The organism is Candidatus Poribacteria bacterium (assembly GCA_016866785.1).
Classification (GTDB): Bacteria; Poribacteria; WGA-4E.
Genome location: VGLH01000015.1, coordinates 1 through 21,636, shown reverse-complemented (window position 1 = coordinate 21,636; position 21,636 = coordinate 1). Strand labels below are relative to the sequence as shown.

General features: G+C 64.7%; 20 protein-coding genes and 1 riboswitch. Of the genes, 11 read left to right on the top strand and 9 right to left on the bottom strand.

Features of this window, described 5'->3' with window-relative positions; translation table 11 throughout:
• Window position 1 precedes the first annotated feature (1 nt).
• Complete coding sequence (locus FJZ36_03835; protein ID MBM3214030.1) at window positions 2-1,261, bottom strand: Gfo/Idh/MocA family oxidoreductase; 1,260 nt, start codon at window positions 1,259-1,261, stop codon at window positions 2-4.
• A 135-nt stretch (window positions 1,262-1,396) separates the two neighbouring features.
• Between FJZ36_03835 and FJZ36_03830 the strand changes: the two genes are divergently transcribed.
• Window positions 1,397-2,644 (top strand): MFS transporter, encoded by a 1,248-nt coding sequence (locus FJZ36_03830; GenBank protein MBM3214029.1) that lies wholly within the window; start codon window positions 1,397-1,399, stop codon window positions 2,642-2,644.
• Between the two features lie 110 nt (window positions 2,645-2,754).
• Here the strand turns inward: FJZ36_03830 and FJZ36_03825 are convergent, their stop codons facing one another.
• Together FJZ36_03825 and FJZ36_03820 are read right to left on the bottom strand one after the other, a co-directional pair.
• Window positions 2,755-4,845 (bottom strand): DUF262 domain-containing protein, encoded by a 2,091-nt coding sequence (locus tag FJZ36_03825; GenBank protein MBM3214028.1) that lies wholly within the window; start codon window positions 4,843-4,845, stop codon window positions 2,755-2,757.
• Between the two features lie 252 nt (window positions 4,846-5,097).
• Entirely contained in the window at window positions 5,098-5,694 is a 597-nt protein-coding gene (locus tag FJZ36_03820; protein MBM3214027.1) for a LamG domain-containing protein, read from the bottom strand.
• Between the two features lie 278 nt (window positions 5,695-5,972).
• On the opposite strand from FJZ36_03820, the gene FJZ36_03815 reads away from it, so the two are divergent.
• Window positions 5,973-7,007 (top strand): hypothetical protein, encoded by a 1,035-nt coding sequence (locus tag FJZ36_03815; protein ID MBM3214026.1) that lies wholly within the window; start codon window positions 5,973-5,975, stop codon window positions 7,005-7,007.
• Complete coding sequence (locus tag FJZ36_03810) at window positions 7,004-8,035, top strand: hypothetical protein (GenBank protein ID MBM3214025.1); 1,032 nt, start codon at window positions 7,004-7,006, stop codon at window positions 8,033-8,035. The genes FJZ36_03815 and FJZ36_03810 overlap by 4 nt, the downstream gene beginning before the upstream one ends.
• A gap of 1 nt (window position 8,036) precedes the next feature.
• Here the strand turns inward: FJZ36_03810 and FJZ36_03805 are convergent, their stop codons facing one another.
• Complete coding sequence (locus FJZ36_03805; protein MBM3214024.1) at window positions 8,037-8,252, bottom strand: hypothetical protein; 216 nt, start codon at window positions 8,250-8,252, stop codon at window positions 8,037-8,039.
• Between the two features lie 172 nt (window positions 8,253-8,424).
• Window positions 8,425-9,234, bottom strand: coding sequence for a TlpA family protein disulfide reductase (locus FJZ36_03800; protein MBM3214023.1), 810 nt, complete (start codon window positions 9,232-9,234; stop codon window positions 8,425-8,427).
• A 330-nt stretch (window positions 9,235-9,564) separates the two neighbouring features.
• A riboswitch (TPP riboswitch) is annotated at window positions 9,565-9,665 on the top strand.
• Between the two features lie 59 nt (window positions 9,666-9,724).
• Here FJZ36_03800 and thiO point away from each other — a divergent pair.
• From thiO to FJZ36_03765, 7 genes are read left to right on the top strand one after another with little or no spacing between them, the layout of a single operon-like run.
• The gene (gene thiO, locus FJZ36_03795; GenBank protein ID MBM3214022.1) at window positions 9,725-10,864 is read left to right on the top strand and encodes a glycine oxidase ThiO; all 1,140 of its coding nucleotides are present in this window, start codon (window positions 9,725-9,727) and stop codon (window positions 10,862-10,864) included.
• Window positions 10,861-11,070: a sulfur carrier protein ThiS gene (gene thiS / locus FJZ36_03790; protein MBM3214021.1), complete on the top strand. Its 210-nt coding sequence runs from the start codon at window positions 10,861-10,863 to the stop codon at window positions 11,068-11,070. Before thiO ends, thiS begins: the two co-directional genes overlap by 4 nt.
• Window positions 11,071-11,847, top strand: coding sequence for a thiazole synthase (locus FJZ36_03785; protein ID MBM3214020.1), 777 nt, complete (start codon window positions 11,071-11,073; stop codon window positions 11,845-11,847).
• Entirely contained in the window at window positions 11,514-12,500 is a 987-nt protein-coding gene (locus tag FJZ36_03780; protein ID MBM3214019.1) for a thiamine phosphate synthase, read from the top strand. Before FJZ36_03785 ends, FJZ36_03780 begins: the two co-directional genes overlap by 334 nt.
• A gap of 9 nt (window positions 12,501-12,509) precedes the next feature.
• A complete protein-coding gene (locus tag FJZ36_03775; protein MBM3214018.1) occupies window positions 12,510-13,595 on the top strand; it encodes a M42 family metallopeptidase in 1,086 nt (361 codons plus the stop codon).
• Window positions 13,596-13,643: 48 nt separating this feature from the next.
• Window positions 13,644-14,432 carry an inositol oxygenase gene (locus tag FJZ36_03770; GenBank protein ID MBM3214017.1) on the top strand — a complete coding sequence of 263 codons (789 nt, stop codon included), beginning with the start codon at window positions 13,644-13,646 and terminating at the stop codon, window positions 14,430-14,432.
• 42 nt (window positions 14,433-14,474) lie between these two features.
• Window positions 14,475-15,248 (top strand): LamG domain-containing protein, encoded by a 774-nt coding sequence (locus tag FJZ36_03765; protein ID MBM3214016.1) that lies wholly within the window; start codon window positions 14,475-14,477, stop codon window positions 15,246-15,248.
• A gap of 117 nt (window positions 15,249-15,365) precedes the next feature.
• On the opposite strand, the gene FJZ36_03760 is transcribed toward FJZ36_03765, so the two are convergent.
• The 3 genes from FJZ36_03760 to FJZ36_03750 form a co-directional block, all read right to left on the bottom strand.
• A complete protein-coding gene (locus FJZ36_03760; GenBank protein ID MBM3214015.1) occupies window positions 15,366-16,835 on the bottom strand; it encodes a hypothetical protein in 1,470 nt (489 codons plus the stop codon).
• 309 nt (window positions 16,836-17,144) lie between these two features.
• Window positions 17,145-19,229 carry a right-handed parallel beta-helix repeat-containing protein gene (locus FJZ36_03755; GenBank protein MBM3214014.1) on the bottom strand — a complete coding sequence of 695 codons (2,085 nt, stop codon included), beginning with the start codon at window positions 19,227-19,229 and terminating at the stop codon, window positions 17,145-17,147.
• Window positions 19,230-19,337: 108 nt separating this feature from the next.
• Entirely contained in the window at window positions 19,338-20,231 is an 894-nt protein-coding gene (locus tag FJZ36_03750) for an aminoglycoside phosphotransferase family protein (GenBank protein MBM3214013.1), read from the bottom strand.
• Window positions 20,232-20,287: 56 nt separating this feature from the next.
• Here FJZ36_03750 and FJZ36_03745 point away from each other — a divergent pair, with 56 nt between their 5' ends.
• Window positions 20,288-21,310: a site-specific DNA-methyltransferase gene (locus tag FJZ36_03745; GenBank protein ID MBM3214012.1), complete on the top strand. Its 1,023-nt coding sequence runs from the start codon at window positions 20,288-20,290 to the stop codon at window positions 21,308-21,310.
• A gap of 37 nt (window positions 21,311-21,347) precedes the next feature.
• Here FJZ36_03745 and FJZ36_03740 read toward each other — a convergent pair.
• Window positions 21,348-21,636, bottom strand: a 289-nt coding sequence (locus FJZ36_03740; GenBank protein ID MBM3214011.1) for a hypothetical protein, incomplete at its 5' end; no start/stop codon positions are given.

Sequence of the window (21,636 nt, the reverse complement as noted above, 5' to 3'; positions counted from 1 at the left end):
CCTAGAACATCCCGTGCCAGTAAGCGGCTTCGGCGATGAGCGTCTTCACGTCGGCGCGGCTGTACCCCTCCGCCTCGATGAGCACGTCGCAGTCCACCGTGTTCTTGGCTTCGGGTCCCCGTCCGGCTTCCAGGATCGAGTTGGTCAGCCAGCTCGTGCGGATGCCGTTGATCCCCGACGTCCAGTTCTTCGAGTACTCGCCCTTGACGAGTCCGACGACCTGATCGACCTTGCCTGTCGGGTAGTTGTCCGGCTTGGAAGCGGGAACGTCCTGCGCCTGTCCGCCGTTGGGGATGAAGCGCATGCCGTCCTTGATCTCAAGGGTCCCCTCCGTGCCTTCGAGGATGACCCACTCCGCGAACCCGATCGTCGTGTTCCCGATGATCGTGATGGTTCCCTCGGCGCCGCCCTCCATGACGACATCCGAGTAGGAGTTGATCTCGACCTGCTTGGGAATCACCTTCCCGCCGTCCTCGAAGATCATGTCCGTCGTGCCGTAGACGGACTGAGGCAGGAAGCCGGTCATCCACATGAAGATGTCTTGCAGGTGGCTGCCGGAGTCGTTCGGCTGGCCCCCGCCGCTGAACCGTGGGTCGCCGCGCCACCCGCCCGCGCCCCATCGCTGCGCCAGGTAGACCTCGAAGCGCTTCAGCTCGCCGAGACCGCCGCCCTGGATGAACTGCCGCGCGTGGACGTAGCGGTCCTCGTAGTGCCGCTGGTAGCCGCCGACGAGGTGGAGTCCTCGCGCTACGGCGAGCTTGTGGATGTAGACCGCATCGCCGACGAGGTTCGCCATCGGCTTCTCGACGATCACCGAGCAGCCTCGGCGCAACGCGTACGCGACGTGAATGTGGTGGAGCGAGTGCGGCGAGAAGACGCCGACGATATCGAGGTCCTCTTTGTTGAGCATCTCGATGAACTCGTGCTCGCCCACGTACTGCTTGAGGGAGCCCGCCTTGTAGCCCTCGACGCGTTCCTGGAGCCCTTTCTCGAGCGCTTCCAGGCTTCCCGGCGCGACATCGGCCGCCGCCACGACGACGCAGTCCGACCGCGTCGCGAAGCCCATCGTGTTCCCGCGTCCCGCCCCTCCGGGCCCGATGACGCCAACTCGAAGCTTGTCCGCCATGATCCCATCTTCCGTGGTAGGTGTATCTGCGCGACCAAGCGGTACCATGCCGCAAACCGGGTCGAGTATAGGAAGGGCGCGGATTGGTGTCAACGAGCCGGGCCGTCCCATCGGCGATGGCCGCCGAGTGTGCATCCGAACCCGCGTCCATTCAGGGCGACCGTTTCGCGTACGGCTCCGCCCGGCTCCAACGACATGGGGAGGTACCCGATTGCCATACGCCCGTCCATCCGCCCGCCTGATCCCTGTCCTCCGCGAAGGCAGTTGCCGGTGAGGAAGTGGGACGCCCGGTTCGTCTACTTCCTCATCGTCGCCGTGTGGAGCTTCGCCGGCAGCCTCTGCTGGTCGGTCATGGGGGTCTACCGCATCCAGACGGTCGGCATGAGCCCCCTGACGCTCGTGCTCGCGGGAACCGCCCTCGAAGTCGCCTGCTTTCTGTTCGAGATCCCGACGGGCATCGTCGCCGACTCATACAGTCGCCGACTCTCGGTGATCATCGCGTTCGTGCTCCTGGGGGCGAGCATCCTCGTGCAGGGGCTCTTGCCGTACGTCGCCGTCGTGCTGGCGATGGAGGCGGTCTCCGGCATCGGTTACACGTTTGTCAGCGGCGCGTTCGACGCGTGGATTACGGACGAGACCGGCGAAGATCGCGTTGCCCGCCTGTTCCTGCGCGGCGGACAGGTCGACCACGTCGCCGACATCGCCGCGACGCTCTGCGGCGTCCTACTCGCCAGCGCGTTCGCGCTGAGCGTTCCCATCGTCGCGAGCGGCGCGATCCTCTTGATCCTGGCAGGTCTGCTGGCGCTGGCGATGCCGGAGCACGGGTTCACGTCCCTGCCGGCGTCGGAACGGAGCTCGTGGCGCGCGATGGCGGCGACGTGGCGCGAGGCATTCCGCTTCGTGCGGGCGCGTCACGCGGGTTGGGCGATCCTGGGCATTGGCGTCGTCTTTGGTCTCTACAGCGAGGGGGTCGATCGGCTGTGGGAAGCGCACTTCCTGAGCAACTTCACGTTCCCCGGACTCGGCGAGCTGGAACCGATCGTGTGGTTCGGGATACTGCGCGTGGGCGCGGCGATTCTGAGCATCGCTGCCGCCGAGGCGCTCGTCCGGCGGATCGAGGCGAAGCGTCGGCTCGCTCCGGTGCTCCTTGTTCTGACAGGGTTCCTAGCGTTCGGGCTGATCGCGTTCGCGGGGGCGAGCGGCTTCTGGTGGGCGGTTGCGGCGTACTGGCTCATCAGCGCGACGCGCTCGATGATGTACCCGCTCTACCGGGCATGGCTGAACCGCAGCGTGCCGTCGCCGGTGCGGGCGACGGTGCTGTCTGTCAGCAGCCAGATGGACGCGCTGGGGCAGTTCGCCGGGGGTCCCGCCATCGGGTTCGTCGGGAACCTGCGCGGTCTGCGCGCGGCGATCTACACGGCGGCAGCGCTTCTGTCGCCCGCGCTGCCGTTGTTCGGGTCGGTTCTGCGCAGGCGGGAACCGAGTCTCCCGCTCGCCGAACAAACCGCTGACGATTGACGCGCACAGGACGAATCGCCGGCGGAGCACAACAACCCGACGGCGATTTGCATCGCTCTTCGCGGAGTGATCCGATGGTCGGGTGCTCGATGCCGGTGGACTCGTGGTCCTTATTCATCGCCGTTGGCCGCGTGTTTGCCGAACGCCTGACGGATCAGAAACATCGCGTAATCCAACTGATTCAGCGTCGCCAAACCGACCTCGACATCGCCGTTTCCCCAGCGTCCGATGTCCGTGACGTCCCTGCACCACCCTTGCGGATCGTTGATCTCGTCGAACCGGAGATTCAGCGACAGGCGCAAACGGCTCTTCTGCGGCACGACATCGACGAAGTTCGTCGTCGTCTTATACGCGATATACAACTTCAGAATCTCCTCCGTGACCGCTGCGTCCAGATTCAGCACGCGCTGGCGCAACTGCTCGAAGAGCGTTCGCATGTCGCCCGTGAGGTACTGGAAATCGTCCAGAGAGTAGGTCCGCTCCTGTCCCCTTCGTTGTCGTCCGCGGTAGGCAGTGAGCGTTTCCTCTTCCAGTCGCGGTGCGGTCCACACAACGACCGCCTTGTTCGCCAGCGTTTCGGCTCGCGCATTGATCGCCTCGGCGTTCCAGCGCTCGACGTGTCGCAGGAAGTCGTTCAGGCGGAGCGGACTGTCGCGGAACCCGCCCGCCATCTCGCGCTTCTCCCCAAACGGACGGTCGCGGAGTTCCGGATTGTATCTCGTCAGCGTCAGATTGCCGAGCGTATGCAGATACCGCGCGTGAACCTGACGCCAGTCGTCGCCGAGTTCCGACCTCCATTCCGGCGACAGATTCTCGTTCTGCGGCATGACGTGTTCGATGGTGTACTCGTCGACGTTGACGCGCTCCCTGCGTTCGTGGTTCTCCAAGCGCCGGAGCCAGTAGTTGCGACTGCGGAAGTTGTAGAGGTCCTTCGCGGCGAGCTCCCGCTTGAACTCCTCGTCATCGGGGAATCGACGGTAGGAATCCTTCAACAACAGCGCCGCCTTGAAACTCTCGACGTATCGCTCCTTGTCGAGCTCCCGCGCGAGCGTCGCGAAGGTCTTGTTCAACGAGTTCGTCGGGATGCCGCAAACCGCGCGGCGGAACACATAACTCTCGGTAAGCCGCAGGATTTCGAGGACGCCATCCCGTTCGATCCGCCCTTGTTCCCAGTCGTCAAAGAGCTCAAGGAGAAACGGGTAGGCGACATCGACTTTGAGCGTGTTCACATCGTTGAGCGCCTCGAGGATCGCGCCGTCCGGTTCTCGTTCCAGGGCGAAACGCACGAAGAATTGCGAGAACCGGTAGATGTCCGCGACGATTTCGTGGATCGACGCGCTCGGCAGGCTTTGGACGTACGCCTTGAACTCCTCGTAGACGGCGCGGATGTTCGGGATCGTGCCGGTCTTCACGGTCAGGTAGTCGCGCATGAACCGGTCGAACTGCGCCGCGTAATCCGCGTGTCCGAAGCTCTGCTCCATGGGAAACCAGTAGTCCGAGTAGAGTTCGTTCTGCTCCTTCGGTTCCAGCCCCATCAGGACGTAGTTTCGGATTAGATCGGCTTGGCTCAGTTCCAGCCCGGTCGAGTTCAGGCTTTCGAAGATCAGTTGCGGGTTGTCGTGCCCGCGGTCGAGCGAGATGTCCACGACGATGAGTTTCGAGATGCCTTCGTACAGCGCGCGCAGGTCGACGCCGGACTTCGCGATCCGATCCGTGAAGAAGGCGTGATTCTCGACGATTCGTCGGGAATGCGGCTGCGGAAGGCTTTTGTGCGTCAGCAGGCGGCAGAGCGTCGGCTTGTCGTTCTGCGTCAGTAGCAGTTTGAAACGAAGATCGTCTTCCTCTTCTGCGTTGAACAGATAGTAGTTGCGGAGTCTGCGCGGATTGATGAGCGATTCCGTCCGTTGTTGTTCGATGGCGCGCGCGAGCGCCTCCAACAGCAGCGAAATCGTCGTCAGGCGTTGCTGACCGTCGATGACGAGCAGATGCGGCACGGAGGAAGTGTGATACAAGCCGCGTTCGATATAAACGATGGAGCCGATGAAGTGTCCCGGACTGAACGGGTCCTGCGTGCGGCGGATGTCGTTCCACAGTTGCTCGCATTGCTTCTGCGTCCAACTGTACGTGCGCTGATAGATCGGGATGATGAACTGCTTCGGACCTTGCAGAAAGTCGAGCAGTTTTGTTTCGGTGGCTTTCATAGGTCGTTCGTCTCTCCGTCGATGCCAAGTTCCGACACGTCAACCTCGTCAGAAACCAGTTTCGGGCGAAGCGGGGGCCCCCTCCAAACGAGCAAGACGGTAGAGCCTCCAACCGTCCCGTTTTCTGGCGAAGGCGATGATGTGCTCCGGCGGGAGCTCATAGAGGTTGCCGAACGTTTGACGCTCCTTGCACGACGATTCTCCGCCGGAGCACAGCAGCTCCGACGGCGATTCGGATCGCTCAGCGCAGCGTCAGCGCCTTGCCTTCATCTGGCTCCAGATCGCCGCGAGCTTGCCCTTGGGCGCGATGCCCTGCGCCATCGGCGGGGTCTTGTAGAGCTGCGCGACCTCGGCTTCCGACAGCGCTCGGTTGTAGACGGCGACTTCGTCGATGACGCCAACCCAGAAGCGTCCCGCCAGATTGTAGTTGTGTCCGATGCCCAGGTTCTCGCCCGGAGCGGGGTCGATCTTCGCAGGCTTGGCTCCGGCGGAACCGGCTCCATCGTCCAGCTTGCCGTCGTAGTAGATGTGGAGACCGTTCTTCAGGTCGCAGACAGCGACGATGTGGTGGAACTTCGCCTTCTCCAGCGGCTCGACGGTGCGAAGCCACACCCACGCGCCGGCGAGGTAGAGCCCGATCTCAGCGCACGAAGCCCCGCCGGTCCACTTGGCGCCGTTGATAGTGCCTTTGGCGTTGTTGCCCGACAGGTCGGCGGCGGTGTTGTCGGCTCCCTCATCGAACGGCAGGTAGAGAATCCGCCCGTCGGCGAGCGTAGCGTGCGATGTCGATGCCATGATCGCCAGCGCGAACGCTGCCAGGACTCCTACGAGCGTGCTCTTGTTTCGCATCCTCTCTCCTCCGTGTGCGGGCGGTTCGCGTGCTGTGTTGCCGGAAGTCACGGGCGAATCCCGACTGCTGTCTATCTATTGCCATATCGCGCCGCCTTGTCAATGCGCCGCCGCACAGATGGCTCTTCGGTTCTCAATGACGACCGCTCGAACCTGAGACAGGCGCTGTACAGGTCGGGGTGCCGAGGCAGAGCAGCCGTGCGGTTGGTTGAGGCGTTGCCGCGTCACGACGGCTGGGATAACCTTCGGGCGAGATCCGCTCACTGGCAGGCGCGCCGATGTTCGTCGACAACGACCTGGACAAGGACGATCTGTGTCGCAGGCTCAGCGATGCCTACGGAGTCGGGCTGACGACCCTCACCTTCATACCGGTCGGCGAGTCCGGATACAGCTACCTCGGCGAGTGCCCGCCCGACGCGCCGGTTTGGGTCAAGCTGCACCGACCGGAGCACTCCTCGGCACTCCGGCGGTGCATCGATCTCATCTGCGAGCTGCGAAGCGCTGAGGGATTCCAACATGCCTTGACCCCTCTTCCTGCGACGAACGGAGAGACGGTCTTCAACCTGCACGGCTTCCCGGCGTGCGTCTTTCCCTACGTGGACGGCGGCGACCTGTGCGACGACCCGGCGACGCTCCCGGAGTTGGAGGTCATCGGGCGGATCGTCGGCGAACTCCACGCCTGCGAAACCGGCGCGGCGATCCCCGTCGAGACGTTCCCGATCCGGTATGGCGATGTCGTCGAACGCCTGCTCGCCGATCCTCCGAGCCAAGATCGAGTCTCCGGCGACTACAAGAAGCGCGTCGCACAAGCGTTCCTGGATCACGGGCAGGGCATCCGGGAAGCGCTGGATCGCCTGCGCCAGCTTCGGGAGCACGCGCAGATGAGGAGCCATGCGGCTCTCGTCACGCACGGCGACCCGACGTGCGGCAACGTCCTGCGCGATGGACGCGGCGGGTTCGTGCTGATCGACTGGGACGGCGCGGCGCACGGACCCGCCGAGCGAGACATCGTCCACTTCACCGAAGGCGCAGACCGGTTCGAGGCGTTCCTGGACGGCTATTCTGAGATTGGTGAGCCCAAACGACTCGACGCCGAAGTCTTTGCGTTCTACATATATCAGTGGTGCATCGGCGAGATCGGCGAGTACGCCCAGAGCATCCTGCGTGGGAACCGTGACGAGCGGCAGGACGCTCACGACTGGGCGGAGTTCGAGAAGTACGTGCCGATCTCCCGCGAGGAAATGGAGACCGGCATCGACGTGATCCGGCGTGTGCTGTCGGATCGAGGGCTTTCAGCGGAGTCAAGCGAGTGATCATCCGTCAGCGCGCCTACGCGCGGGTTGGGCTGGTGGGGAACCCATCGGACGGGTTCTTCGGCAAGACGATTGCGTCAGCGATCCGCAACTTCGCCGCCGACGTGACGCTCTGGGAGAGCCCGGAGCTCCAGCTCGTGCCGCACGCGACGCACGATTCGACCGCCTTCCTGAGCCTGACGGACCTCGCCGACCAGATGCGCATCGAAGGTTACTACGGCGGGCTCAGACTGCTCTTCGCGGCGTGTTGCCGGTTCCAGAGCTTCTGTGAGCAGCGCGGCATCCCGCTGGACGACCGCAACTTCACGATCTCCTACGACACCACGATTCCTCGGCAGATCGGTCTGGGCGGCTCCAGCGCCATCATCACGGCGACCATCCGCGCGCTGATGGCGTTCTTCGGCATCCGCGAGGGTATCGACATCCCCAAGGCGGAGCTCCCGAGCCTGATCCTCAGCGTCGAGGTGGACGAGCTGGGAATCGCCGCTGGTCTCCAGGACCGCGTCGTGCAGGTCTACGGCGGAACCGTCTTCATGGACTTCGCCGAAGAGCGCATGCGCGCCCAGGGCTACGGCGACTACACGCCGCTCGATTCAGCGCTGCTGCCGCCTCTGTTCCTCGCGTACATGCCGCGCGGAACGGAGTCCGGCAAGGTGCACAGCAGCATCCGGTATCGGTTCGACGACGGCGATCCAGAGGTCCGGGCGGCGATGCGCCAGTTCGCGCAGTACGCCGTCGAGGCGAAGAGCGCCATCCTCGCGCGCGACTCCGAGACGCTCGGATCGCTCTTCAGCCGCAACTTCGACCTGAGACGCCGAATCTACGGCGACGCCGCGCTCGGAGCCGCGAATCTGGAGATGATCGAGATCGGCAGGAACCTGGGGAGCCCGACGAAGTTCAGCGGCTCCGGCGGGGCGGTCGTCGGCATCTACCGCGACGCCGCGCACCTGTCCGCGCTCGAAGACGCCTACATGAGACGCGGGTACGCGTTCACGCCGCTCGAAGTCGACGATCAGACGGACGGGTGAATCAGTCGGCGGACGACGCCGGAGCCGTGTCGTTCGACACTTCGGCGATATCCGGGACAGGAAGGTTCCGCTGCTGGAGCCATGCCTTAAGCGTTGTCAGGTCGGGGGCATCGAACTCGTAGGCGAGATGCATACCGCGTGCCGTTCGCCCTCTGGTGCCAGCGTCCTTGGCGCCTGCTGCCGTCTGGGTTGGGAACACGCATCGAAATCGTGGCACGTCACGTCTCCTCATCGCACGTCGTGTGGCACTGTCGGCGAGGATGAAGCAAGACTCGTGCCACCTCCGGGACGCGCGAAAGGGCGTGTTCATGCGGACTGTGCGGCGATGCCTGCGCAAGAACCTCGCAGGCAATCGGGATGGAGTGCTCAGAAATCGAGCAGCGCGCATATCAGTTCGCTGAAACCGCCTTGGGTTTCTCCGGAACCGGCTCAGCGATGAGCCTCAGCAGGCGGCGCTCGATCTCCGGCTCGATCGGGGTTCCCTTGGGCGAACCGACCATCCAGAACGCGACCTTGCCCTGTCGGTTCACGACGAACTTCGTGGGAATGCCGGACAGCGACTTGCCCATCATGATCGGTTTGAACTCGTTCACCAGCGTCCGGTCGCCGAGGATCATCGGGTAGTTGACCTGCTTACCGCTGATGAAGCTCTCCACTTCTGCGAGGTCGGCGGGATCGTCCACCGAGATGCCTACGTAGCTGAACTTCTCGTCCTTGTGCTTCTTCTGGAACTCGATGAAGTCGGGTATCTCCTTGACGCAGGGCCCGCACCACGTCGCCCACAGATCGACGACGAGGACGTGTCCGTAGAGGTCGTCCATCGAGAAGGGCTTGCCGTTGGTCAGGTTCGCCCGGCGGAAGTCGAACCCGACGCGCAACTTGTCGCGCTGGCTCCGCCGAGGCTCCGTGAGCTGTACGTAGACCGCGTTCTCGCCAGTGACCGCCACATAGTCCTTGTCGCGGGTCAGCGGCGCGTTGTTGACCCAGACGGTGATCGTCTCCGGCAGGATCGTCATCGACGGGTTCGCGGGAACCTCATAGGAGCGGACGTTCGCCTTCGTCTCGAGCTCGATGGTGGAGGAGCCTTTGCCGAGCGCGGGGATGTCGAGCAGCTCCGACACTTCCATGAGCTGCGCCGAGGCGGCGACCGTGGCGGCGAGAAAGATCGTCGCGGCGATGAAGCTCTTGAGACGGGGCATGACCACCTCCTCGGCGGGACTGTCGCGGGCGTGTCGTGTTGTCTACGATATCGCCAGCGCGAATGTCAAGGCGACAGAGCGCTGACCCAGGGCTGTTGCATGAACGAGTCTCGCCGCTTGCTGCGCAGGTCCAACACTACCTGTCATTCCCGCGAAGGCGGGGCTCGGGGGAGCGACGGCGATACAGGGTCAGCGCGTCGACGGATGCCGCAGCGCGCGGGCATCAGCCGGTTGCCTGTGGTGCAGAAGCGCGAGGCAAGGTGTGCGCATGAAACAGCCCTGCACCGCCGCTCTGCCGTTTGACGCCCGGGCTCCCGGTCGCGTACCATGGAAGGACGACAGGGGTGCCGGACGCGCGCCGTCCGGCTGAGATCAGACCCTCCGAACCTGACCTGGGTAATGCCAGCGTAGGGAGACCTTCCATGGACACTCGCCGATGGGCGTGCGTTCGCCGATTTGCCGCCGCTTCATCTGATACGAGACGCAGACCATGAAGCGACTCCGCGTCGCCGTGGTCGGGGCGGGCGTGTGCGGCGTCGGAATCGGGTGGCAGCTCGCCAAGTCAGGGGCAGAAGTCGTCGTCTATGACGCCGGGGAGCCCATGCGCGAGGCGACCTGGGCGTCGGGCGGCATGCTCGCCGCTCAGATGGAGCTTCGCCCCGAAGAAGACCACCTGACCGTGCTCGGGCGCGAGAGCCAGCGTCGATGGCGCGCCTTCGCCGCCGAACTCGAATCCGACTCCGGCATATCGGTCGATTACCGCGACGAAGGCACGCTTTTCGTCGCGCTGGATCGCGACGCCGCGTCTCAGCTTCGGTTCCTCCACGAGCATCAGCGTCAGCTCTCGCTGCCCGTCGAGTCCGTCACGGGGGACGAAGCGCGAGAACTGGAACCGTACCTGTCTCGCGCCGTGACGATGGGTCTGCTTTCGCGGCAGGACCATCAAGTCGACGCCCGCCGAGTCGCCGAGGCGCTACTCGTCGCCCTCTCTCGCGCTGGCGGCTTCGTGCGCGCCCACGCGCCTGTCGACGAGATCGTGATCGAAGGGAACCAGGCAACGGGCGTCGTCGTCCGTGGCGGATTCGAGCTGGCGGATGCGGTTCTGCTGGCGGCTGGGGCGTGGTCGGCAGGGATCGCCGGACTGCCGGAAGGCAGCGTTCCGCCGGTGCGTCCGATCCGAGGGCAGGTGATCGCCGTCCGACAGCCGGACCCGCCTGTGCTCGACCGCGTCCTGTGGGCGATGAACGCCCGGCATTTCGTCTATCTGGCTCCCAAGAGCGCAGGGACCATCCTGATCGGCGCCACGGTCGAGGAGGCGGGCTTCGACAAGAGCGTCACAGCGGGTGGCGTGCTCGACTTGCTGCGCCCCGCCTGGGAGGCGCTGCCCATCCTTCACGAGCTGTCGGTTGTCGAGACTTGGTCGGGTCTGCGCCCCAGCTCCCGGGACAACGCGCCTATCCTCGGGGCAACCGACATCGACGCGCTCTTCATGGCGACGGGTCACTATCGGAACGGCATCCTCTATGCCCCTGTCACGGCGCAGGACGTATCGCGAGCGATCCTGACCGGGGAGATGTCGGACGTCATCGAACCGTACCGCCTCGACCGGTTCAGGAGCGCCAGGGCATGACCATCACGGTGAACGGTCGCGCCACGGAGCTCCGGGACTCAACGACCGTCGAGTCGCTCGTGGCGGCAACCGTCGAGAGCGTGCCGGAACGCGGCATCGCCGTCGCCGTCAACGGAGCCGTCGTCCGTCGAGCCGAGTGGCACGGGCTGCTCCTGCGCGAGGGCGACTGCGTCGAGATCATCCGGGCTGTGCAGGGAGGTATCTAGGTGGACGAGGGACTTCGGATCGGCGGCAAGACCTTCGGGTCGAGGCTCTTGGTCGGTTCGTCGGGTTACCCGAATGCGCAGGTGATGCTCGACGCCATCGAAGCGAGCGGCGCGGCAGTCGTCACCGTCGCGATTCGGCGCATCGATCTGTCGGACCGATGCGGCGAAAGCCTCTTGGCACTCCTGGAACGAGCCGGTCGCATGGTGCTCCCCAACACCGCCGGTTGCTACACGGCGAAGGACGCCGTCTTGACCGCGCAGCTCGCTCGGGAAGCGCTGGGAACCGACCTGGTGAAGCTCGAGGTGATCGGCGACGAGCGGACGCTCTTCCCGGATGTCGAACACCTGCTTCGAGCGGCGTCGGAGCTCGTTCGCGACGGGTTCCAGGTGCTTCCCTACACCAACGACGACCCCGTCACGGCGAAGAAGCTCGAAGACGCCGGGTGTGTCGCCGTCATGCCGCTCGGCGCTCCTATTGGCTCCGGGATGGGCATACGGAACCCGCACAACATCGTCATTCTGCGCGAGTCGGTATCGGTTCCCGTGATCGTCGACGCGGGCGTGGGAACCGCGTCCGATGCCGCCGTCGCCATGGAGCTCGGCTGCGACGGCGTCCTGATGAACACGGCGATCGCCGGAGCCCGCCATCCCGTGGCGATGGCGCGAGCGATGCGATTCGCCGTCGAAGCGGGTCGGCTGGCGCATCTTGCCGGGCGCATCCCGCGAAAGCTCTACGCCACGGCGTCCAGCCCCACGGACGGACTCATCGACTCGTGAAGCTGGGCGATGATGACCGGCTCTACCTGATCGTCGGCTCCGACCGGTCGTCGCGCCGTGTCGCGGACGTCGTCGCGCAGGCGAGCGTCGGCGGCGCACGGCTGATCCAAATCCGTGAGAAGAGCCTTCCCCACGACCCGTACGTCAGTCTGGTGAAGCAATGTCGCGACGCCACGCAGTCTGTACCCGGCGTCAGACTCCTTGTGAACCGGCATGCGGACATCGCGCTGGCGAGCGGCGCGGACGGCGTTCATCTGCCCGGTGACGCGTCGATCGCCTCGGCGCGAAGGGCTCTCGGCGATGGCTGTCTGATCGGCTACTCGGCGCACGATGTTGACGGCGTGCTGCGCGCGGAGGCGGAGGGCGCGGACCTCGTCACGCTGAGCCCGATCTTCCCGACGCGCAGCAAGCCCGGGGTTCCGCCCATCGGCGTCGACGCGATCCGTCAGTGCGCTTCGCAGACCCAGGTTCCCATCCTCGCCCTGGGCGGCATCGGTACGGGCAGGATCGCGGAGTGTATGCGGGCAGGCGCGTTCGGCGTCGCGGTGATGGGAGCCGTCCTGGACAGCGATGACGTCGCTGGCGCCGTGGCGCAGTGTTTCCTGGCGCTCCGATCCTCCCTACAATGTGGCGACTCCCGCATCCCACAGTGAGGAACTCAAATGACTGCCGATCTGGACGCCCGTGCGAAGCTGCTGAAGGACCTGACCGAAGCTCCGGGCTTACCGGGATACGAAGATCGAGTCCGCGCGATCTTCCTGCGCGCACTGGAGGGCATCGGAACCGTCGAGCGGGACCGCATCGGCTCGGTCGCCTGCAAGAAGGTCGGATCCGCCGCGTCGCCGTCGATCATGCTCGCGGGACACATGGACGAGGTCGGCTGGGTCGTCCGGCACATCACCGACGAGGGATACATCCGGTTCTCGCCGTTGGGCGGCTGGTGGACGCAGGTGATGCTCGCGCAGCGGGTGATCGTCTACACGTCGAAGGGCGAGTTCCTCGGAGTCATCGGGTCGAAGCCGCCTCACGTCCTGCCTCCCGACGAACGGAACAAGGTCGTCGAGATGAAGGACATGTACATCGATCTCGGCGTGACCGACGGCGCGACGGTGCGCGAGCAGATGGGCGTTCGGATCGGCGACCCCATCGTGCCGCTCAGCGAGTTCGTCCCGATGAACGGCGGCAAGGTCTACCTCGGCAAGGCGTTCGACAACCGCGCTGCCGTCGCGACCGTCATCGAGACGGTGCGCGCGTTGAACGGCGTCGATCACCCGAACACCGTCTACGGCGTCGGAACCGTCCAGGAGGAGGTCGGTCTGCGAGGGGCGCGGACGAGCTCGTGGATCGCCAACCCCGACATCGCGTTCTCGCTGGATGTGGGCATCGCCGGCGACGTGCCCGGCATCGAGAAGCACCAGGCGACGGAGAAGCTGGGCGGCGGACCCGCGCTCATCTGCTACGACAACTCGCTCATCCCGCATCTGCGCCTGCGTGATTTCGTGATCGACACAGCGCAGGCGGAGGACATCCCCCTCCAGCTCGACATGGTGATGGGCGGAACCGACGGCGGGGCGATCCACGTCCACCGCGACGGCGTTCCCACGGTGACGCTCTGCGTGCCGTCGCGCCACATCCACAGCCACACGAGCATGATCCATCGAGACGACTTCGACCAGCTCGTGGCGCTGCTCGTCGTCTTGATCCGTCGGCTCGACGAGTCCACGGTACGCGACGTGACCTACGGCTGAGCCATCGCTTCGTGAAGTGACTTCGTGAGGTGACAAGGAGACGCGACGTTGTCCACCGACCAGACCACGGCATCTCAGAGCTTCAGGAACTACGAAGGCGCACGCGACAGCGTTCGTGAGTTCTACCGAACGAACCACCGGCTCCAGACCTTGGACTTCGTCCAGGGCAAGAAGGCGCAGTACGCTCGGAAAGACCGGGCGCGGATGGGCGCGTGGGAAGCCATCGAGAGGCTCGATGCCCTTGTCGACGACAGCGATCCCGACACGGAGCTTTCACAGCTCGCGCACAACCTGCAGTCGGCGGAGGCGTGTCGTCGCGACGGACAGCCCGACTGGTTCATCCTGGCGGCGCTGATCCACGACCTGGGCAAGGCGCTCGCGCTGTTCGGCGAGCCGCAGTGGGCGGTCGTCGGCGACACGTTCCCGGTCGGATGCGCCTTCTCGGACCGGATCATCTACCCGGAGTACTTCGCTGAGAACCCGGACAGCGAGCATCCGGTCTACTCGACGCGGTTGGGCATCTACGAGGAGGGCTGCGGCCTCGATTCCGTGCATGTCTCGTGGGGGCATGACGAGTACCTCTACCAGGTGGTCCGCGACTATCTGCCGGACGAGGCGCTCGCGATGATCCGGTACCATTCGTTCTATGCCGCGCACACGGAGAACCAATACACCTACTTGATGAACGACCGCGACCGCGAGCTGATGGAGTGGGTCCGGCGGTTCAATCCGTACGACCTCTACTCGAAGGCTGACGAGCCGCCGGACGTGGACGCGCTGCGACCGTACTATCAGGACCTGATCGGGCAGTACCTGCCCGCCGAGTTGTCCTGGTAGGTTCGTCGCAGGAGCCTCTCGACACGCTGAGGAGACACGGCGATGCGATCTACGGCTTGGACGCTTCTGTATGCTGCGTACCTCGTGTTCGCCGTCTCGACGGCACACGCCAAGATCACTCCTGACAGCCTCGTCGGGCTGTGGTACTTCGACGAGGGCAAAGGCGACACGACAGCCGACTCCTCACCGAACGCCTTCCAGGGAGCGATCAAGGGAGCCAGGTGGGAGGACGGCAAGCTGGGCAAGGCGCTCAACTTCGCCAAGGGCGACACGGTGACGTTCACGCTGGGCAAGGGAACGCTCCGAACTTCCTGGAGCGTCGCCATGTGGATCAAGTTCACCGACTTGGCGGGGCAGCAGAACTACTTCTCGGTGTGGGATCAGTCCGACAACCGCTCTGTACCTTACAAGACGGACGGCAACGAGCTTCGTTTCTGGAGCAATCTCTGGAACGTCGGGAGCTCTTTCAACGTGTCGTCAAAGACGTGGTACCACGTCGCCAACGTCTATGACGGCAAGAACGCCGCGATCTACATCGACGGCGCGCAGAAGGTCTCGCAGGCGGTGGCGGCGTTCATACTGCAGGATCAGAACCAGACGGCGTGGGTCGCGACGGACAAGGGAATCGGGTTCCTGACCGCGTGCGTGGTCGACGAAGTGGGGCTCTTCAAGGTCGGGCTCGAAGCTGGCGATGTGAAGTCGATCATGGAGTCCGGTCTCGGCAGAGCGACCGGGCTCGAACCGGTCGAGCCGCGCGGCAAACTGGCACGCACCTGGGGCATCATCAAGGTGGAGGCTAGTGGTCTGTCAGGTTGATGCTTTGGAGAACCGACCCTCACCCTAACCCTCCCCATTCAAGGAGGGGCGATAAGGCATCCTCCCCCCGCCCCGGCGAAGCGTGGGGGGCTCCCGAATCCTCATCGTGACAGACCACTAGGTGAGCTTTCGCACCTCGCCGATGCGTCGGCTGTGCTCCGGCGACCGGTAGGGCGCGACGAGCCGCGAACTCCGAAGCGGCGTGTCGATGGGGCGTTTGAGCGTCTTGAAGTAGTCGAACCGCGTGAGCGTCTTTGGGATGCCGGTCGGACAGGCGGCGAAGAGCCCCACTTGCACCGGGTCTCCCATGCTGACGAAGGTCGAGCCGCAGGCGACCCAGTCGACGCCGTTCGAGCTCGCAAAGCCGCTGAATAGGTTCGCCGAACGCTCGACGCGCAGGTACACCTGCGGCGCGGTCGAGAGCCCGAAGCCCCTGCCCACGAGCGTGTCTTCGCGCCCCGGCGTATGGTCCTCGAACCGGATGTCGCCGTTGAACAGGTAGTCGGACGGCGATTTGTCGAGCCGGATGTAGGCGTTCTCGTTGAACCAGATGAGAATGCCGCCGTAGGGATGCGTCTCGTCGCTGATCCGCAGACGGGTCTCGACCGCGAAGTCGCCGCTCTCCGGTCGGAGGATCCTCGGCGCGTCGAAGTTCGCGCCTCGCCACAGGAAGGTGCCCGGTTCCGCCGACATCTGGAGCCACCCGAGCCGCTCCTGCCAGTGTCCGCCCTCTTTCGGATCGATCCACTCCCACAGGTCGCGCAGTTTCACGCCATCGAACTCGTCCTGGAAGACGACTTGCGTGAACTCGGTCGATGCCGCCCATCCCTCGATCTTCACGGAGCCGATGCTCGTCGGAAGCCTCTGTGGTAACAGCTCCACGTTCGGGTACTCGCGCACGGAGTCTCGGCGCGTGAGTTCCAGCGGGAACGCCGTTCCCTCGAAGAAGGGCTGCTCGAAGAGCTGGATGCGGCTCCCGATGGTCGGGCAGTTGGGTCCCTTGTAAAGCCGGATCGAGCGCACGGTCGTCGACACGCGGGCATCGAGGCGCGGCTCGTCTCGGACGATAGTGACGCGATTGCCGCCGTAGTTCGGTTCATCGAACAGATCGACGACAACCGGCACGGTGCCCCACACGGGTCCGTCCACATAGCTTTCGGAACCGAACGAGATCGACGAGATCCGGTTCCCGAAGTTGTACGAGAACTGGTGCAGCGAGTGGTAGTACCCGGGTCCGAGCACGAGCCGCTGCCCACGGAAGTGCGCGTCTTGCCAGAAGATCGCCTTCACGTTCGAGCCCGCGCTGTAGGCAGGACCCTTGTAGATGCGGATCGCCGAGATGTTGTTCTCGAACCCGATGGCGCGCGTCTCGGGCACCGGCTCAATGACGGTGCCGCGCCGACCACGATACCACTCGTGCTGAAACACCTCGACGACGAGCCGTGGGATCGTATGGAGCATCACGCGGGACCTTCGAGCCGACGAAGTCCGACCGCCACCGGCTGAGTATAGCACCCCGCGTCGTCGGCGTCGAAGCCGACGGGCGGGAAGCCATCGGGACGCCTCACGCCTTTCAGGCTGTTTCATGAACGAGTCTCGCCGCCTGCTGCGCAGGTCCAACACTACCTGTCATTCCCGCGAGCCCCGCCTTCGCGGGGCCAGGAAGCGGGAATCCAGGATTCTGGGCTCCCGCTTTCGCGGGAGCGACGGAGCGGAAACGGTGGCTCCATGGACGGATGGTGTCCGTCGGAGCAGCGGGCGTTCGTCTGGACCCCGCCGTGCGGGGACCGAGTGGCTTCATGGAACAGCCCTGCACGCCTTGCCCGGACCTTGCCGACCTCCATCGGCGCGGCTCGCTGCCGTCACCTCTCCGTCGCCGTCAGGGCAGAAGAGCGCCTAGTGTTTGCGAAGGGCTGACTGGACGTGCTTGCGAACGAGGTGGACTGGGGGCCAGGATGCCCGTTCTGAGTCGTTGTAGATGCCGATCTCAGATTCGGGGATCTGCTGGAAGCCCAATCCGAACGCCGGCGAATGCGGGTTCAGCTCGAACGTGCTCGGCGGCGCGCCGACGAACTCAGGATCGACGTCGACCAGGTTGTCCTCGAACCGGACGCGGTCGCGCACGTTGTCGTAGATCTCGTCCCACTTGCCGCCGACGGAGATGTTGAGCCGGACGACGTTGCCGTTCGGCGCGGCGGGTTCCTGGTCGAGGATGTTCACGAGCTCCGGGTATCGGCTCGACCACAGCGCGTTCTTGTAGGGTATGTCGTTGAGACGGTCGGTCATCGTCGTGCCGACGTGGTAGCTTGCCCAGCCCATCGCCCTGCCATCGATGTGGAGCGACGGCGAGCAGTCGACGAAGATGTTGTTCTCGACGGTGCAATCCCTGCCGCCGCCGATGAACGCCGCGCGCGTAACGCGGTAGAACAGGTTCCCGCTGATCTCGGTTCCGCAGAACATGTCGTCGAGGTAGACGCCGACACAGCCCTTGCCCTCGAACCCCGTGATGTCGTGCAGGTAGTTGTGACGGATCACGGTTCCGCGCATCGTCCAGTCGCGTCCGCTGTAGATGGCTCCGGCGTCGTTGGACTCATAGCAGACGCTGTGGATCTCGTTGTACTCGATGGCGTGATCGTTGCCTGAGAACATGATCGCCATGTGTGGCGCGTTGTGGATCAGGTTGTGATCGGCGCGGTTGCCGACGCCGCTGATGGCGATTGCCGGCTGGTACATCCGGTTCCAGCGGCTGTAGTGGTGGATGTGGTTGTTGCGCGCGACGTGATTCGCCGGAGTCAGCGTCGGGCGGTCGCCGCCGCTCAACGAGACGCCTCCATTGCCGGTCTGGTAGATGTCACAGCCCGCGACCACGTGCCGTTCGCCGTCGCGCACGGTGACCGCCCAACTGCCGAGGTTCCTCAGCGTGCATCCCGAAACGCGAACGTCGCTGCCGCCGAAGATCGTGATCGCCGTGCCTCGCGCCGCTTCGAAGGTGAGTCGCGAGAGCGTCACGTGGGACACGTCGGTCATCGTGACCAAAGCGTCGATGACGGAAACGACCGCCGTACCGGACTCGACCGGCGACGGGGCCCAGAAGTAGAGGATGCCCTCCTCGCGGTCGACGTACCACTCGCCAGGACTGTCGAGTTCCGACAGCAGATTCAGTCCGTAGAACCACTGCCCTTTGCGATACCCGTAGCCATGGTACGGGGGCTTGACCGAGATGATGCGTCCCTCTGGGTCGATGGAAGCGACCGCGTGGCGTTGATCCGACCAGTCCCAGAACCAGTAGCCGTGAACCCATGGGTCGTTCTCGCCGATCCACGAGCTGGGTCGGTCGCCTTCGTACATGAAGTCGCCGTGCAGGTCGCCTTTCGTGCCTCGCACATCGACGGGGTGTCCGCCAACGAGATCGGCGATACGCACGAACCCCTCGTTGGGCCACCGAGCCAGGGTCATCGGCTCATCATTCCAGAACAGCTCGAGCCCGCTGCCCGATACGACGCCGTAGTCCGTGACCCCGATAGCTCGCAGATCTGCCTGAACGACGTGTTCCCGTGCCTGTGGACTCAGTCGGTCCAGCGCGTGGGCGCTGTTGGCGGGCTGGAACGACGCCACGCGCCGCCCTCCAGATACGCGCACGGTCTCGCCGTCCTTGGCTCGGTAGACGATGGGCGCATCCGGCGTGCCGGAGTCCTCTGGCGTGAGTTCCAGCGGCCGATCCAGCTCGTACGTACCGCCGGCGATCTCCACCGAGACGCCGCCCATCGGAACCTGTCCCGACTGTCGCAACCGCCGGACTTCGTCTCGTGCGCGCTCGAACGTCGCGAACGGCGCGGCGGACTTCCCCGTGCCGGCATCGTTGCCTCGAGGTGACACGTGTAGCGTCAGGCTCGACGTGCTTGCCATGGCGAATGCCTCCAAGGCGGCGAGCGCCGCGCAGACCAGTATCACAGCGTTGCGTCGGTTCTGTTCAGGCTTCATTTCGTACCTGCGCAGTCTTTGCTGGCGTTGATCCCTGTCCTGTGTGTCCGGCTCAGAATAGTCCGGGTCGGGGGCGTTATCAACCGCGTTGGGGAGACCGATCTTGGGTCAGGCAGTATCGTGCAGATGCCTCAACGCGTCTCGACCCTCGGCAGCGAAGCCGAGAAACGCGTTCTCGGCTCCCCATACGACGGCACCGACCGCATACAACACGCGTGCGACCCAGAGCTGGTCCTCCGGTATGGGCAGACCGTAGCCCTCGAGCAAGGCATCGACTCGGTCGGGGCGATGGATCCACTCCCAATCGGGATAACGGGCGAACTCCGATGCGCGGACGTCTCCGCACGCGAACTCGAAGTCGATCACGCCGGACCAGGTTCCGTCTTCGAGCACGAGCCAGTTGGCGGGGCAGAAGTCGCGGTGGCACGGCACAGCGGACTCGCCAGCGAAGATGGGAGCCATCTCGCGGGCTTCGTGCACGACGGTGAGCTCCCGTCCGCTGAGCAGACTCCGTTGGTGGGCATTCCGCGCGAGTCGGCTCAACTCCGACGCAATGTAGTCCACCTCATCGACATACGTCTCGGCAGAGCCGCTCGACGGACCGAAGCGCTCGGCCGGCGACAGCGCATGGAGGGCTACGAGGGCGGAACCGGCATCCCGCCAGACAGCGCGCGCCTGTCTGTCGGAGAGCTCGACCTCGCCCATCGATCTGCCAGCGAGCTCGGATATCAGGGTTGCACAGGGGTCGCCTTCACGAACGGCGACCAATCGGGGAGCGTGCGAACTGAACGCGGGAGCCCATTCCGCCAAGGCGCGCGACTCGACCGCCCACGTCGACCGATCCCGGTAGACCTTGAGGTAGTAGGCAGTCGATCCAGCCACGACTCGCGCGACGCCGGTTCTCCCGTGGTACCGCTCGTGCGTATCAAACAGGACGCACGGTCCCACTACCGACGAGCACCAAGCGATCAGCTCATCGCCGATGATGGACTCGGAATCCATGTCCTACCCGAACGTGGCAACCCGCAGAACGCTCATCGCGTTCTTTCCATTGAGCGATGCGACCGGAGGTCCGAACTGTGGACGAGACGCTCCGTCTTCCCACCGACACGATCCTGTGCGGCGATGCGTATGCGCTCATCCGAGACCTGCCCGACGAGAGCGTCGATCTGGCCATCACCTCGCCGCCGTACTACAAGCAACGAGACTATGGGGCGGGCATCGGCGATGAGCCCGACGTCCAAGGCTACGTCGATCAGCTCGTGAAGCTGTTCCAGCAGTGCGTACGGGTCATCAAGCCCGAAGGCAACATCGTCTTCAACGTCGGTGACAAGTACGAAGACGCCAGTCTGCTGCTGGTTCCCTACCGGTTCGCCCAAGCGGCGCTGGCAACCGGAATCGCCCGGCTGGTCAACCAGATCACGTGGGTCAAGCAGAACCCGACGCCGCGCCAGTTCAAGCGCCGCCTGGTCAGCAGTACGGAGCCCTTCTTCCACTTCGCTAAGGCGGACGACTACTACTACGATAGCGCGGCGTTCCAGTCGCGACGGTCCAAGCACCCCCCGAAGCGCTCCGGCAGTCGAGTGGGCGAAAGCTACTTCGCACTGATCGACCGATCCGAGTTGACGCCGGAGCAGAAGGCTCGTGCGCGCGCCGCCCTCGCCGAAGCCATCCAGGAGGTCCACGACGGCCGGATCGTCGATCTCCGCATGAAGATCCGCGGCATTCACGCCGAGGCGTTCGGAGGACAGAGCGGCGGCAGACAGATGCACATGGAGCGCGATGGTTTCACCATCATCCGACTGCGCGGCGAGGCGCTCAAGCGCGACGTAATCGTCAGCCCTGTGGAGAACATCAAGGGCGCAAACCATCCCGCGATCTATCCGGTCCAAGTGATCGTCGAGTTCGTGAGACTCCTGTCGCCAGCGGGCGGCATCGTATTGGACCCATTCATGGGCTTCGGTTCGACGGCGATGGCGTGCGTCATGACGAACCGCCGCTACATCGGCTTTGAACTGAATCCGGAATACTGCGCAGCAGCGTCACATCGTCTCGCGGAAGCTCCCGCCGCCCTGTTCTGACTCGCCAGCCAACGCTCCGCCCAGCCGTCCGGTCCGCCTAGGGCGTCGCGTCGACGTCGCGCTCGGTTGGGAAGCTCAACGCGTTCTGAGAATCCGTTCCGGCATCCGCCTCTTCGGCGTCGGACCAGCCGTCTCCATCGTCGTCCAGGTCGGCGTTGTCACCGATGCCATCGCCGTCCGCGTCGCGCCACTCTTTCGGGTCATTCGGGAATGCATCCCAGGGAACCGCCTCGGCGCGCTTGACCCCGTCTCCGTCGAAGTCGCGCTCCTCGTGGTCCGGCGCTCCGTTCTCGTTGTGATCGTCTCCGACGCCGTCGCCATCGTCG

Bases quoted from the DNA above. Each gene is read 5' to 3' on its own strand.
- FJZ36_03835 (MBM3214030.1), bottom strand. From the start codon at position 1,261: ATGCACACTCGGCGGCCATCGCCGATGGGACGGCCCGGCTCGTTGACA.
- FJZ36_03825 (MBM3214028.1), bottom strand. From the start codon at position 4,845: ATGAAAGCCACCGAAACAAAACTGCTCGACTTTCTGCAAGGTCCGAAG.
- FJZ36_03820 (MBM3214027.1), bottom strand. From the start codon at position 5,694: ATGCGAAACAAGAGCACGCTCGTAGGAGTCCTGGCAGCGTTCGCGCTG.
- FJZ36_03815 (MBM3214026.1), top strand. From the start codon at position 5,973: ATGTTCGTCGACAACGACCTGGACAAGGACGATCTGTGTCGCAGGCTC.
- FJZ36_03800 (MBM3214023.1), bottom strand. From the start codon at position 9,234: ATGCCCCGTCTCAAGAGCTTCATCGCCGCGACGATCTTTCTCGCCGCC.
- thiO (MBM3214022.1), top strand. From the start codon at position 9,725: ATGAAGCGACTCCGCGTCGCCGTGGTCGGGGCGGGCGTGTGCGGCGTC.
- thiS (MBM3214021.1), top strand. From the start codon at position 10,861: ATGACCATCACGGTGAACGGTCGCGCCACGGAGCTCCGGGACTCAACG.
- FJZ36_03775 (MBM3214018.1), top strand. From the start codon at position 12,510: ATGACTGCCGATCTGGACGCCCGTGCGAAGCTGCTGAAGGACCTGACC.
- FJZ36_03765 (MBM3214016.1), top strand. From the start codon at position 14,475: ATGCGATCTACGGCTTGGACGCTTCTGTATGCTGCGTACCTCGTGTTC.
- FJZ36_03760 (MBM3214015.1), bottom strand. From the start codon at position 16,835: ATGAAACAGCCTGAAAGGCGTGAGGCGTCCCGATGGCTTCCCGCCCGT.
- FJZ36_03755 (MBM3214014.1), bottom strand. From the start codon at position 19,229: ATGAAGCCTGAACAGAACCGACGCAACGCTGTGATACTGGTCTGCGCG.
- FJZ36_03750 (MBM3214013.1), bottom strand. From the start codon at position 20,231: ATGGATTCCGAGTCCATCATCGGCGATGAGCTGATCGCTTGGTGCTCG.
- FJZ36_03745 (MBM3214012.1), top strand. From the start codon at position 20,288: ATGCGACCGGAGGTCCGAACTGTGGACGAGACGCTCCGTCTTCCCACC.